Below are 12,004 nucleotides of genomic sequence, written 5' to 3'. Positions count from 1 at the left end.
AAAATATACTTTTCGCGCCGTACCGCCAGCGATAGGACCCAGGAACCGCGATGATCACCTTCGAATCAGTGTCCAAGCTATACCCCGGCGGAACCCAGGCGGTCAGCGACCTTGACCTGGCGATCCCCACCGGTTCCTTTACCGTCCTGGTCGGGCCCAGTGGCTGCGGCAAGACCACCTCGATGCGGATGATCAACCGCATGGTGGCTCCCAGCAGCGGTCGGATCCTCATTGACGACCAAGACGTGGCCGGCATCCGTGCGGTCACCCTGCGTCTGGGCATCGGCTACGTGTTGCAAAACGCCGGGCTCTTCCCGCACCGAACGGTCCTGGACAACGTCGCCACCGTGCAACGCCTGCTGGGGCTCAACAAGGTCCAGGCCCGCGCCAAGGCCCACGAGGCCCTTGAGCGCGTTGGCTTGGACGCTTCCTTGGCCAAGCGCTTCCCTGCACAGCTCTCCGGGGGACAGCAGCAGCGCGTGGGGGTGGCCCGCGCCTTGGCCGCCGACCCGCCGATCCTGCTCATGGACGAGCCTTTCAGCGCCGTGGACCCGATAGTGCGCCTCGAGCTTCAGCAAGAGGTGCAGCACCTTCAGGCGGAGATCAAGAAGACCATCGTGATGGTCACCCACGACATCGACGAGGCCCTGACACTGGGCGACAAGATTGCGGTGCTGGCCCCCGGAGGGGTACTGCACCAGTATGCAACCCCGCTGGAAATCCTCACCCGGCCGGCGACGGACTTCGTCGCCTCGCTGGTGGCCAAGGACCGCGGATTCAGGACCCTGTCCTTCGAGACCTTGTCCGGGCTGGACGCCTCTGGGCTGCCAAGCCCCGACGCCGCGGGCCTGATCGACATGTCCTCGCTGGCGCCGGGCTGGGGCGTGCAGGTCAACGGCCAGGCAAACAGCGTCTCCTGGGTCAACTCCGAAGGCCAGGTATTCGGCCCGCACCCTCTGGTACGTTTCGATGCCTCGCTACGGACCGGGCTTGACGCGGTGTTGGCATCACCGACCTCGGCCGCACTGCTGGTCAACGGATCGGGGTACCCCACCGGCTATTTCACCCTGTCCGATCTGGGACCCCTGCTGCGCCCGAGCGAACGGGCACGGACATGAACTGGCTGCTGGCCAACTTCGCCCAGGTCCTGGATCTGACCCAACAGCACCTCTACCTGAGCATCGTGCCCACGGTCATAGGCCTGGCGCTCGCCCTGGCGATCGGGCTGGTCTTCGGCAACAGGCCCCGGGCCCGGGCACTGATCACGGCCGTGGCCAGCGCGGTCTTTACGATCCCCTCGCTGGCGCTGTTTGTGGTCATCCCCTCGCTGATCGGCACCCAGATCCTGGATCCGTTGAACGTTGTCATCGCGCTGAGCATGTATTCGACGTCCCTGCTGGTGCGCACGACCTTTGACGCCCTGGATGCCGTTCCACCCGCGGTCCTCAGCGCCGCCGAGGCACTGGGCTATTCCCGGGCCCGACGCCGCGTCTATGTGGACCTGCCCCTGGCGGTTGCCCCGCTGGCCGCCGGCACCCGGGTTGCTGTCGTGACCAATATTTCGCTGGTCTCGGTAGGGGCCGTGATCGGTGTGGGCGGGCTGGGCCAGCTCTTCGTGTCGGGATACCAGCGAAACTACCCGGATCAGATCCTGGCAGGCATCATCATGATCCTCCTGTTGGCCCTGGTCTTTGACCGGGTCGTCGCCGGCGTCGCCCGGTTGCTCACACCTTGGCTGAACCAGGGAACGAAGCAAGAGGCCTCGAACACCAAGCGCGGCCGCAAGGCCGGCACAGCCGATGCCACAGCCAGCTTGGGTGCCAACACATCAGGGCAGGACGCCACATGATCCCCGACATGCTTTCCTATTTCGCCGATGGCGCCAACTGGTCCGGAACAGGGGGGATCTTCGCCCGATTGGGCGAACACCTGTGGTATTCGATCCTGGCCGTCCTGGCAGCTGTGGTCATCGCGTTCCCCGTCGGGGTCTTCATCGGGCACACCGGCATCGGCCGGGTCTTCCTGGTTTCAGCTTCAAACGTGCTTCGGGCACTGCCCTCCCTGGGAATCATGACGCTGCTGGTGTTGTTGATGGGCCTCGGGCTCTTGCCACCGCTCGCGGCCCTGGTACTGATTGCGATCCCGCCCATCCTGGCCGGCGTGTACGCGGGTGTCGCGAATGTTGATCCGGAGGTGGTGGACGCGGCCCGGGCCATCGGCATGAAAGACTCGCGCATCATCGCCCAGGTAGAACTGCCTCTTGCCCTGCCGCTGATCCTCGGCGGCTTGCGCGGTGCGATCCTGCAGGTGGTCGCCACGGCAACAATTGCCGCATACGTGAATCTGGGCGGGCTGGGCCGCTACATCTTTGACGGGCTCGCACTCTATGACTACGGCAAGGTTCTGGTCGGCGCCGTGTTGGTCACGGCCTTGGCCCTGGTTCTTGACGGACTCATGGCCTTGCTGGTTGCCGCGTTCTCGCCGGCTCGGCGTGAGGTGCCGCGCTAGGACACCTAGCCCACATCCCCCTTGCCGTGCTGCCGCAGCTGCAGCGCGACCTCCACGTCCGCGGCGGTGGGGCACGCGTGGGAGTTCAAGTCCGCAATGGACCAAGCCAGGCGCAGCACCCTGTCATAGCCCCTAGCACTGAGCCGCAGGGATTCGGTGGCCCGGTTCAGCCCGGCCACCGTTGCCGGGCCTAGGCGCAGCTCGTTACGCAGTACCGATCCCGGGACCAGGGAATTGGTTCCGATCCCCCAACGCCTCAACCTCTCACCAGCTGCGGCGCGGGCAACACGCACCCGCGCCGCCACCACCGCCGAAGGCTCCCCGCCGCCGTGGCCGGCCAACGCCTTGGACGTGAGCTGCGGGACGAAGAGCTGCATATCGACCCGGTCCAGCAAGGGACCCGAGAGCCTGGCTAGGTAGCGCCGACGGGCCATCGGGGTGCAGGTGCAGTCAGTTCCCTTGCCCAGGTTCCGCCCGCAAGGGCACGGGTTGGCCGCCAGCAACAGCTGGAACCGCGCCGGATAGCACGCCACACCGGCAGCCCGGTGCAGGGTCAGCACCCCGGATTCCATGGGTTGGCGCAAGGCATCAAGGGCCACGGCGGAAAACTCCGGGGCTTCGTCCAAAAAAAGCACGCCCTGGTGCGCACGTGAGGCGGCGCCGGGGCGCGGGATGCCGCTGCCGCCGCCTATCAGCGCCACCATGGAGGCGCTGTGGTGCGGGGATTCGAAGGGCGGGCGCCGCATCAACGAAGTAATCCGCGTGTTCCCGGCCGCCAATGAGTGTACGGCGGTGGTTTCCAGCGCCTCGGCCTCGCCGAGGTCCGGCAGCAACCCGGCCAGCCGTTGTGCCAGCATCGTCTTTCCGGCGCCGGGAGGACCGGTGAAGAGCAGGTGGTGGCCGCCGGCAGCGGCAACCTCCAGGGCGTAGCGGCCCTGGGCCTGTCCGATCACCTCGGAAAGGTCCGGCTGCGGGGATCCGGCCGAAGGCCACCGGACACCGTGCTTGGTGGGAGGCTCGTGGCGCGCCCTGAAGCGCAGGGCCAACGGATCGGCACCGGAGTCCGCCAGGACCTGCGAGAGGTGCGCATAGGAGCGCACACGGGCGCCTGTCACAAGTTGCGCTTCCGACTCGTTCGCCGAGGCAACCACCACATTCGGGTAACCCGCCTGCACCGCGGACATCACTGCGGGCAGGACCCCGGAAACCGGACGCAACGAACCATCGAGTCCCAGTTCGGCCACATAGACGACACCTGCCGGTGCGGTGATGGCCCGGTCCGCGGCCAGTGCCGCAAGCACGATGGCCAAATCGAATCCCGAACCGCGTTTGTGCACGGTGGCCGGGGTCAGGTTGACGGTCAGTCGCCGGTTGGGCAGGGGAACGCCGGAGTTACGTGCCGCAGCCCGGATCCGCTCACGCGATTCATTCAGCGCCGCATCCGGTAACCCGAGCAGGATGAAGGCCGGGATGCCGTTGCCGACGTCGGCCTCAATCTCGATGAGTTGGCCCTCGAGTCCACTCAGGCAGATGCCCAGGGTCCTGGCCAGGCTCACGATTCCACCCCGATCAGGTGCTCGATCAGCGGTTCACGGCCCGGGGGCGCGAGGATGGCGAGCACATCCACGCGTACCGGCTGCTGCCGGTACCCGTGGGTCCGGCTCCAACGCCGGATGAGCAAGGAGAGCCTGCGCAGCTTGGCCGGATTCACGGCCTCGGCGGGGTGCCCGAATCCCAGTGAACTGCGCGTCTTGACCTCCACGCCAACGATCCTGCCCTCATGCCTGGCGACAATGTCCAGCTCCCCGAGGTTGCAGCGCCAATTGCGCTCCAGGACGGTGTATCCGGCAGCGATCAGAAAGTTCGCTGCCAGCTCCTCGCCCGCGGCCCCCAACTCCTGGTTGTGGTTCATCTGCACGCTCTCCCGTCGACCTTGCCCGTGCGCCGACGTTGCCGAGCGCATGCTGCCTTGGTCCCATGGTGCAGCGCACGCACACCTCACAGCGGGCACGGTTGCAGGGGTGTGGACAAGGGATCCGTTGCCCGGGAGTTGCTGGCAGCCTTCATCCCCAAAATGCTCAGCCTAAGCGGTCCTGGCCAACGACCTCACGGCATCGGTTCGAACGTACACTCAGCGCGGCGGGAACCATATCCCCACGAGCAGGACCAGCCCTGCCAGGAACAGCAGCACGGTGGAGATCTTGAAGAACATGAACGTGGCACTTGGATATCCCAGTTCTCCGGTGTCCGGCACCTGGTCGGTGTCCGCGCGCTTCTGCGCTTTCTGGTAGCGGACCAGCTCGTAGTGGGAGCTCAGGAAGCCGATGTAGGCCCGTCCCAGGAAAACCGCGGCGAAAACAACCAAGGTGATGATGACCGAGGCCATCCACCATGGGGCATTGGCCAGTGTGCTTCCGCTGAGGCCAACGACGACGAGCAAACCGCCGATGCCGCCCCCGATGTAGTTGCAGAGCTTTTGGGATCGTTCATAGCGCAGAAGTCTCAGTGCTATCGAGTCGTCCCCAACGTCAGCGCCCATGCCCGGTCTATTCCTCGAAAAGGCCATTGAAGATGATCCGCAGGAAGTCTCTGACCCCGTGCACTTCTTCGATCGTCATCGGCGCTTCGCCCGACGCCGCCCGGCTCAGCGCTCCGACGGCGACGATTTCGGCCGTGTAGTTCGCCAAGGCCGAACCCGTTGCCCTGATGCCAGGACCGGCGAACAGTTCGAGGGCCGCGGCCACCGTTCGTTGGACATCGTCATTCTCGACAAGCCCCTCGGTCCCGGCGTCGGCCAATGTGCCGCCCATCCGGGAGCCCGCTCGCAGGATGGCAGCGTGGATCTGATCGTGTTCACCTTCAGCATGACCTTGCATTGCCCATGGCTCCCGCCGTTGCCCGATGGTTTCCCCTTGCCGGCCGTGCTGAAAGCTTCGCACGCACCGCACGCGATCGCAACAGGTCCGCGGCCCAGGCGCTGCCGACTGCGCGGAAGTTACCTAGCCGCCGTAGGGCCAGGACCAACCACCGTTGTTTTCGGGGTCGTAGGCGACATTGCCCTTGATCGCATCGACATCCAGGACCACCTTGCCGCTGACGCTTTGTCCGGGGTTGACCACCGCAGGCAGCAGCACCGCGTCATCAAGGCACCCCCAGGCCGTTTCCGAGGTGACGTTCCGTTCGGGGGTCCCGTTGCCCGTGGTCACCGAAAAGGTCTCAGCCACCAGCGGCATGAAAAGATCGTTGGCACTTCCACCGACCTTTTGGGATACCGATGCGGCCAGGCTCGCTTTGACGTCAAGAACCAGGAACCGGCTCCGGGTGGGCTTGAGGCTGTTCTTTCCCACCCGTGAGTTGCACGAGCCGAGGAGCTGGCTGTTGGTGACTTCGATGGTGAAGTAGTTGGTGTTGGTTTCCTCATCGATCAGGCCGGCAGCTTCCCCTGCCTTCTTCTGAACGTTGTCGAACCGGTCGATCTTGACTTCCGCCCCGGTCGAGGGGTTGATCTCGGCAATCGCCGGTCCGGCGGTGAGATCGGCGGGCAGCTTCCATTCATCACTGTTTGCCGCGGTGCCCAGCCCGATGGCCCCGGCGCAGACGCCGAGGATGGCGAGGCCGGCGATGATCATGCCTTGTTTCTTCATGCTCAGAACCTCTTCAGGTAGTCGCCGGAAGTCACGCGGATTCCGTTTTTCATCAGGTACGCCGCGATCTTCTTCGATCCAAGGTAGGCCCAGGACCTCTTGCCGTCCTTGTCATTGACCAGCACGCGGTTGTAGTTCTGGTCTGCCAACGGCTTCTTGGGGTCAAAGCGTTCCCAGGCGTCCATGTTCGCAACCGTTGAGAGGTAGCTGGCAGATTTGATGTCCATCCGTTCAACGACCACCTTGTCGGAGGCTTTCTTGCTCGGGATCACGTAGGAGAGCCAGGTCTGCTTCGGCTGCAGATACATGCTGTGCGAGGAAATCGTCGTCTTGGTTTCCTTCGAGGTCTTGCCCTTGAGGATGTAGTACGCCGACTGGCCCTTGCGCAGGGTCCCGTAAACGGCGAACGGATATTGGCCTTGGGTGTTGAGGTACGCGTTGGACACCCACCCCGTGCCCTTCGAGGATTTGACGTTCGACCAGCCGCTGGCGCCCTTGAGGTAGGTGACGCGTTCATTGGCGGGGATCGTTCCCATGCTCGGGTGGGAGGTTCCCACCCCCTTGCGCAGGTTCACGTTCGCCGTACTCCAACGGTAGATGGCCTTTTGCGCCGGTGGCTTGGAGGTCGTTGGCTTGATCTTTGACTTGGACAGCGCCGAGCCAGGAACCCAGCCGTTGCCCTTGGGAGTCCGGATGGCCCTCCAGCTGCCGCTTGTGCGCAGCCATTCGACCTTGGCCCCCTTGGCCACTGTCGTGACCTTGGCCGAATTCTTGCTGGTGCTCTTGTGCACGACCTGTGCGGAATCCAGCCACCGGCTCACGAGCGCGGGATTGGTCTTTGCAAGATCGGCGGACTTGATGAACCCTGTTTTTCCCGAGACCTTGACCTTGGTCCATGCCCCGGAGACCGCGAGGTATTCGACCTTGGCACGACGCTGGTAGACCCCCAGGGAGGCACCTTTTTCTGAGGCGCTCTTGCGCAGGATCGTGAATCCGGTGGTGTACCGGTGGCTGGTGTTAGTCGACTTGGGCGCCGGATTCTTGGTGGCCGGTGCGTTCTTCAGGTAGCTCGATGCCACCCAGCCTGTTTTACCCTTGTAGCTCGTCTTGCTCCAGGTGCCGCTGGTCTCGGTGACCGTCACAGCGGAGTTTTTTGGAATGACCAGCAAGGCCTTGGTCTTGGTGTTCTTGCCCTGGCGGAGGTTAAGGTTGTTCTTGGTGACCTTCTTGAGGCTCACCTTCTTGGCGAGGATGCCGATGGCCGTGGCCGGTGCCGGCTGGGCCAAGGCGTTCCACGTTGTTCCGGCAGCAGGGGCAATTCCGTAGGCGACGGCCGGCGCGATCAGCGCGTTGCTGCTTCCGGCCACCGCCACCGCGATGACCAACGCCGTGACGGCTCTCTTCTTTTGCACTCGGATCCCCCAACGGCCCTGATTCTGCGCACTACGGCTCGATGCCGTGGTTTGGGCGCGAGCGAAGGCTTTCGAATCACCATACGTGCACCAAATGGAGAATTGAAGATTCCGCGCGACCATTACGCATTGGTTACCAAACTGCAACCTCCAAATCCGCGGCTCACCAGTAAATAAGGGCAAAAGGCCTCCATACCAGGCCTCAAGCCTCCGGGAAACCACGCACGCGATCCATGGCCGCGACGGCGCCCCGAGCATAGACCCCGGAACCCGGGCGCCGACTACCTGTGCCGGGGATCCCCGACGAGCAGGCGGTCGCCGGCCACGGCATGGGGAATCACGGCAGCGCGTGCTTCGAGGTCACGGACCCGGCTCCCAGTGACCGATCGAACGTACCCGTGTTTCGGCTTCGCGCAGTTGCGCGGTGTCGATGCGGATATCGGTCACCAGCGGCTCCATCGAACCATCGGCGGTAATGGCGTCGGTGACGGTGAGGCGGCCGAGCAGAGACTCGGCTTCCGACGCACCCGGAACCCAGAAGTGGGCGTTCAGCACATAGCAGCGTGGGCCGTTGTTGGCTTCGGCCCATTGGAGTTCAGAACTATAGGGTTTTCCACCGGCGGGATCGTGGAGTTGTAGGGAAATCCCGACGTTGCCGTGTTGCTCATTGCTGCGGCGGAACCACAACAGCGCGTCCTCATCGGCTCCACGCAGGTTCGCGTAGTCGATCACCAGCATCACCCCGCGACTGAAGACCTTGGCCATGTCCAGGCGAAGCACCTCGGTGGCGCTTTGGTGCAGCACCCGGTCAAAAACCACGGTGGATCCCAATTCATGGGGACTGGGTAGGTCGCAGTGTTCGTCGAGGTCCACGTCCTCGGTGAACTCGCTGGATTCGAGCAACTGCGCCCGGAGCTCCTCCGAGGAGACATACGGCTCACGGTACAGCGGGCCCTGCAGGAATGCATGGCCGGTGTAAGCCTGATGCGACAGGCCAAGGGATTCAAGTGCTTCGTGCACCCGGTCCGAGGCACCGGATAATTCGTCCTCGCCGGGGACCGTGGCAAAGGCCGAGGTGAAGTCATCGGCACGGGAGGCCAGCACGCGGTCATAATCCACCAATGCGCCGTTCAGCGCCGCGATGTCCGTGCCGAAGGCCTGTTTGCCCGCCACGGGATCCGGGGCGCCGTCATCGAAGTGGTAGGACAACGAGCTGAGATAGGGAAGACCGTTCGCGGTTCCGCCCGAAACCCGTCCAAAGGAGACCGTCCCGAAGTCATCGGCTTCGTCGTCTTCCGGATGTTGCTTGCCGGTCTGCTCGTTCATGCGGTGTGCTCTCATCTCTCAGGGCAGGGCAGGGCAGGGGCGTGCCGACGCCGGCTGCGGGAGCTAGTTCAATCCGTCCTTGGGGATGGTCAACTCGTCGGCGCGGTTCAGTTCCTCGATGTTCACGTCCTTGAACGTGACGATGCGCACCGATTGCACGAAGCGGCCGGTGCGGTAGACGTCCCAGACCCAAGCGTCGGTGAGCGTGAGGTCGAAAAAGACCTCTCCGTCCGCGGAGCGGGTCTTCAAATCAACGTTGTTGGCCAGGTAGAAGCGCCGTTCGGTTTCCACGACGTAGTTGAAGAGATTGGCAACGTCCTTGTACTCGCGGTAGAGCTGCAGCTCCAGTTCCGCTTCGTAATTCTCCAGGTCTTCGGCACTCATGGTGTTCTCCCCTCGCCCCCTGTTTCGATGTGTCCTGCCGGCAACTTGGGTGTCAGCTGCCAGGTCTTGCGGTGGTAGTCGCTCGCTCCGTGCGCCGCGATGGCGCTTCGGTGGGCGGAGGTGCCATAACCCTTGTTCCGTACCCAACCGTACGCCGGGTGAGTGTGATCATACCCATCCATGAGGGTATCGCGTTCGACTTTGGCCAAAATGGATGCAGCGGCGATGGACAGTGCCAGCAGGTCCCCCTTGATCAGGGTGCGCACGGGGATTTGCAGGCCGTCGATGCGTGCCGTGTCCGCAAGCCCGGGCTCCAGGGAGTCCAGCAACGTTGGTTGCGTGGTGGCCGAGAGCCAGTCGAGGTTCCCGTCCAGCAGCACCGCATCGGCGCATTGGGTGCGGTGCGCGGTCCTTGCGGCGCGCAGCCCCGCCAGGCGCAGTGCAGGCACCAGGCCCAGTTCGTCGATTTCCGCAGCACTTGAATGTCCCACGCCCCAGGCCGCGGCCCAAGACTTGATCAACGGGACAAGCTCCTCGCGCGCGGCGCAGGAGAGCAGCTTCGAATCCCGGACCCTTGGCAAGAGCGGCACCGTGGCGGGCTCGATCACGAGGTACCCCACGGACACCGGTCCGGCCAGCGAACCGCGGCCGACCTCGTCCGCGGCGCCGATGAATCGGTGGCCGCCGGCCTTGGCCAGTGCTAGCTCGTGGTCCAGGGTCGGTTCTGCCGAAGCCATCAGTTGGCGGAGGCCGGGATGTTCTCGAAGACCTCGTGGTGCCCGGAGATCTTGCCGATGCGATCCAGTGGCCAGGAGATCACGGCCGCACGGCCCTCGACCGAGGAGATGTCGACGAAGCCGCCTTGGAGGTCTTCGTGGAAGCGCGAGTCGGCGGAGGCGCCTCGGTGGTCCCCCATGACCCAGAGTTTGTCATCGGGCACGGTGGCGGAGAATTCGGTGTCCGAGGGGTTGTCGCCCGGGTAGATGTAGGACTCGGTTATCTCGGTGCCGTTGACGCTGAGCTTCCCGTCGGGCGCGCAGCATGTCACGACGTCCCCGGGCATGCCGATGATGCGTTTGATCAGATGCTGGTTGGAAGGGTCCGGCGCCAGCCCGACAAAGGTGAAGAAGTCCGACACTGGGGTCGATGCTGGTGCGGGGATCGGCGGGAGCCATCCCTGGTCGTCGCGGAAGACCACCACGTCTCCGCGGTTTAGTTCGAAGGGGCCAGGCGCCATGAGGTTGGCAAAGATGCGGTCGTTGACCTGCAGGGTTTCTTCCATCGAACCCGAAGGAATGTAGAAGGCCCGGAAGAAGAACGTCTTGACCAGCAACGAGATCACCAAGGCGACCACGACGATAATCACGATCTCGCGCACGGCTGACCAGACGGGGTTGCGTTTCTTGCGGGGGCGCTCTGGTGTTGCTGCTGGGTCACTGGCGTGGCTCACGTGGGTGCAGGCCCTTTCGGTTTCTTGTGCTCTGGTGTTGCGGGCCGGTTCCACGCCTGCCGGTGCAGCGGGCAGCCGAAATCGAATCACGATCCCTCGGCTACCAGCTTACGTCCAGCAGCCGGTAGGAGCAGTGCGTGGCGCGCCTACGGAACTCGTAGGGCACGCCACGCACGGATCATTGCCTTTAGCTGCTGGCAGCCGGGCTGGCAGGTCCCGCGGATTCCTTGAAGTTCACGGTGACGCCTCCGGTGACGTCGTCGGCTGCCAGGCCCTTCTTGATTGCCTCAAGCTGCCCGGGGTCCACTCCCAGGGTGATGGAACCATCACGTCCCGAGGGCATGTAGGTGTGGATCGCCGTGGCGAGGTCTCCGCCCTGTTCGCGCTGCCACGCCATGATCTTGCCAATGGCGGCATCAAGTTCCGCGGCAGAGTACTTGGCAAGATGCGCCACAGCACCGGCCTCGGTCACTGTGGCCTCTGAAGACTTGTCGGTGACGGCAATGTGAAGCTTGCCATCTGCGATCCAACCCTCGGAGTATTTGTCCCCCAGGGTTTCCTTGAGGGATTTATTGAGTTGCAGCAACTGCGCGTCCTCGCTCTGCTCTGGCGCGACACTGACCGACGCGGATGGTGTCGTCTCGGATGCTCCCGGGGTGCCGGTTTCGGTGCCGCAGGCGGAAAGCAGGAGTGCTGCCGCCAGCGCGCCACCGGCCATGACGGTACGGCTCGTGGAGTTCTTCATGTGTTTGACCACCTTCTTCTCTGGGCTGAGTCTAGGGGCCCATTTTGGGCATTTGCTGAAAGTCTTGTGGAAAAGCAAGGGGGCCTCCCCCGGAATTGCATGCAATTCCGCGAAAGACCCCCCGCTCACGCGCGCTCGGCTAGCCGAGTGTTACGTGGTTAGGCACCGTAGTGACCCTTGTTGTTCTTGCGGCGGAAGAGCATGAACGCTCCGCCGGCGACCAGCAGTACGCCACCCGTGGCGATGAACGGCAGTGCGGCGTTCGGGCCGGTTTCGGCCAGTCCGTCGTTGTCGTCGTTATCGTTGTTGTCGTTCTCCTGCGGAACTACCGGTGCCTTGGAGGGCTCAGTGTCCTGCGAAGGCTGGGTCGACTTTGTCGGCTCCGGGGTCGACTCGGTCGGTTCTGAAGGCTCAGTCGGCGCGGTGGTCGGCTCAGTCGGCGCGGTGGTCGGCTCAGTCGGCGCGGTGGTCGGCTCAGTCGGCGCGGTGGTCGGCTCAGTCGGCGCGGTGGTCGGCTCAGTCGGCGCGGTGGTCG

Annotated in this window: 15 protein-coding genes; 3 read left to right on the top strand and 12 right to left on the bottom strand. The window is 64.2% G+C overall.

Translation table 11 applies throughout. The annotated features are described in order from the left end of the window. Window positions 1-50: 50 nt before the first annotated feature. From ABEA12_RS02345 to ABEA12_RS02335, 3 genes are read left to right on the top strand one after another with little or no spacing between them, the layout of a single operon-like run. Entirely contained in the window at window positions 51-1,118 is a 1,068-nt protein-coding gene (locus ABEA12_RS02345; RefSeq protein ID WP_210100690.1) for an ABC transporter ATP-binding protein, read from the top strand. Continuing rightward, on the top strand, window positions 1,115-1,849 hold the full coding sequence (locus ABEA12_RS02340) for an ABC transporter permease (RefSeq protein ID WP_210100689.1): 735 nt from the start codon (window positions 1,115-1,117) through the stop codon (window positions 1,847-1,849). Before ABEA12_RS02345 ends, ABEA12_RS02340 begins: the two co-directional genes overlap by 4 nt. Next, entirely contained in the window at window positions 1,846-2,508 is a 663-nt protein-coding gene (locus ABEA12_RS02335; protein ID WP_210100688.1) for an ABC transporter permease, read from the top strand. The genes ABEA12_RS02340 and ABEA12_RS02335 overlap by 4 nt, the downstream gene beginning before the upstream one ends. A gap of 5 nt (window positions 2,509-2,513) precedes the next feature. Here ABEA12_RS02335 and ABEA12_RS02330 read toward each other — a convergent pair whose 3' ends face one another. From ABEA12_RS02330 to ABEA12_RS02275, 12 genes are all read right to left on the bottom strand, one after another. Then, window positions 2,514-4,064, bottom strand: coding sequence for a YifB family Mg chelatase-like AAA ATPase (locus ABEA12_RS02330; protein WP_210100687.1), 1,551 nt, complete (start codon window positions 4,062-4,064; stop codon window positions 2,514-2,516). Then, a complete protein-coding gene (locus tag ABEA12_RS02325; RefSeq protein WP_210100686.1) occupies window positions 4,061-4,420 on the bottom strand; it encodes a YraN family protein in 360 nt (119 codons plus the stop codon). The genes ABEA12_RS02330 and ABEA12_RS02325 overlap by 4 nt, the downstream gene beginning before the upstream one ends. Window positions 4,421-4,639: 219 nt before the next feature. Beyond that, window positions 4,640-5,047: a hypothetical protein gene (locus tag ABEA12_RS02320; protein ID WP_210100685.1), complete on the bottom strand. Its 408-nt coding sequence runs from the start codon at window positions 5,045-5,047 to the stop codon at window positions 4,640-4,642. Between the two features lie 7 nt (window positions 5,048-5,054). Continuing rightward, window positions 5,055-5,318, bottom strand: coding sequence for a hypothetical protein (locus ABEA12_RS02315; protein WP_210100684.1), 264 nt, complete (start codon window positions 5,316-5,318; stop codon window positions 5,055-5,057). Between the two features lie 189 nt (window positions 5,319-5,507). Beyond that, the gene (locus ABEA12_RS02310; RefSeq protein WP_210100683.1) at window positions 5,508-6,152 is read right to left on the bottom strand and encodes a hypothetical protein; all 645 of its coding nucleotides are present in this window, start codon (window positions 6,150-6,152) and stop codon (window positions 5,508-5,510) included. Window positions 6,153-6,154: 2 nt separating this feature from the next. Next, window positions 6,155-7,564 carry an SH3 domain-containing protein gene (locus ABEA12_RS02305; protein WP_210100682.1) on the bottom strand — a complete coding sequence of 470 codons (1,410 nt, stop codon included), beginning with the start codon at window positions 7,562-7,564 and terminating at the stop codon, window positions 6,155-6,157. Window positions 7,565-7,924: 360 nt separating this feature from the next. Beyond that, entirely contained in the window at window positions 7,925-8,890 is a 966-nt protein-coding gene (locus ABEA12_RS02300; RefSeq protein WP_210100681.1) for a hypothetical protein, read from the bottom strand. 63 nt (window positions 8,891-8,953) lie between these two features. Continuing rightward, a complete protein-coding gene (locus tag ABEA12_RS02295; RefSeq protein ID WP_210100680.1) occupies window positions 8,954-9,274 on the bottom strand; it encodes a DUF2469 domain-containing protein in 321 nt (106 codons plus the stop codon). Further along, the gene (locus ABEA12_RS02290) at window positions 9,271-10,011 is read right to left on the bottom strand and encodes a ribonuclease HII (RefSeq protein WP_210100679.1); all 741 of its coding nucleotides are present in this window, start codon (window positions 10,009-10,011) and stop codon (window positions 9,271-9,273) included. Before ABEA12_RS02290 ends, ABEA12_RS02295 begins: the two co-directional genes overlap by 4 nt. Then, on the bottom strand, window positions 10,011-10,724 hold the full coding sequence (gene lepB / locus ABEA12_RS02285) for a signal peptidase I (RefSeq protein ID WP_210100678.1): 714 nt from the start codon (window positions 10,722-10,724) through the stop codon (window positions 10,011-10,013). Before lepB ends, ABEA12_RS02290 begins: the two co-directional genes overlap by 1 nt. A 187-nt stretch (window positions 10,725-10,911) precedes the next feature. Continuing rightward, window positions 10,912-11,469, bottom strand: a complete 558-nt coding sequence (locus ABEA12_RS02280; protein WP_210100677.1) for a hypothetical protein — start codon at window positions 11,467-11,469, stop codon at window positions 10,912-10,914. A gap of 158 nt (window positions 11,470-11,627) precedes the next feature. Further along, a partial coding sequence (locus tag ABEA12_RS02275; RefSeq protein WP_345466184.1) for an LPXTG cell wall anchor domain-containing protein occupies window positions 11,628-12,004 on the bottom strand: 377 nt, incomplete at its 5' end.

The organism is Paeniglutamicibacter antarcticus, assembly GCF_039544305.1.
Lineage (GTDB): Bacteria > Actinomycetota > Actinomycetes > Actinomycetales > Micrococcaceae > Paeniglutamicibacter > Paeniglutamicibacter antarcticus_C.
This window is presented reverse-complemented; position numbering and strand designations above follow the sequence as displayed.

What these genes read in the sequence shown, in the direction of transcription:
- ABEA12_RS02345 (WP_210100690.1), top strand. Translation starts at nt 51, where the DNA reads ATGATCACCTTCGAATCAGTGTCCAAGCTATACCCCGGCGGAACCCAG.
- ABEA12_RS02340 (WP_210100689.1), top strand. Translation starts at nt 1,115, where the DNA reads ATGAACTGGCTGCTGGCCAACTTCGCCCAGGTCCTGGATCTGACCCAA.
- ABEA12_RS02335 (WP_210100688.1), top strand. Translation starts at nt 1,846, where the DNA reads ATGATCCCCGACATGCTTTCCTATTTCGCCGATGGCGCCAACTGGTCC.
- ABEA12_RS02325 (WP_210100686.1), bottom strand. Translation starts at nt 4,420, where the DNA reads ATGAACCACAACCAGGAGTTGGGGGCCGCGGGCGAGGAGCTGGCAGCG.
- ABEA12_RS02320 (WP_210100685.1), bottom strand. Translation starts at nt 5,047, where the DNA reads ATGGGCGCTGACGTTGGGGACGACTCGATAGCACTGAGACTTCTGCGC.
- ABEA12_RS02315 (WP_210100684.1), bottom strand. Translation starts at nt 5,318, where the DNA reads ATGGGCGGCACATTGGCCGACGCCGGGACCGAGGGGCTTGTCGAGAAT.
- ABEA12_RS02310 (WP_210100683.1), bottom strand. Translation starts at nt 6,152, where the DNA reads ATGAAGAAACAAGGCATGATCATCGCCGGCCTCGCCATCCTCGGCGTC.
- ABEA12_RS02300 (WP_210100681.1), bottom strand. Translation starts at nt 8,890, where the DNA reads ATGAACGAGCAGACCGGCAAGCAACATCCGGAAGACGACGAAGCCGAT.
- ABEA12_RS02295 (WP_210100680.1), bottom strand. Translation starts at nt 9,274, where the DNA reads ATGAGTGCCGAAGACCTGGAGAATTACGAAGCGGAACTGGAGCTGCAG.
- ABEA12_RS02290 (WP_210100679.1), bottom strand. Translation starts at nt 10,011, where the DNA reads ATGGCTTCGGCAGAACCGACCCTGGACCACGAGCTAGCACTGGCCAAG.
- ABEA12_RS02280 (WP_210100677.1), bottom strand. Translation starts at nt 11,469, where the DNA reads ATGAAGAACTCCACGAGCCGTACCGTCATGGCCGGTGGCGCGCTGGCG.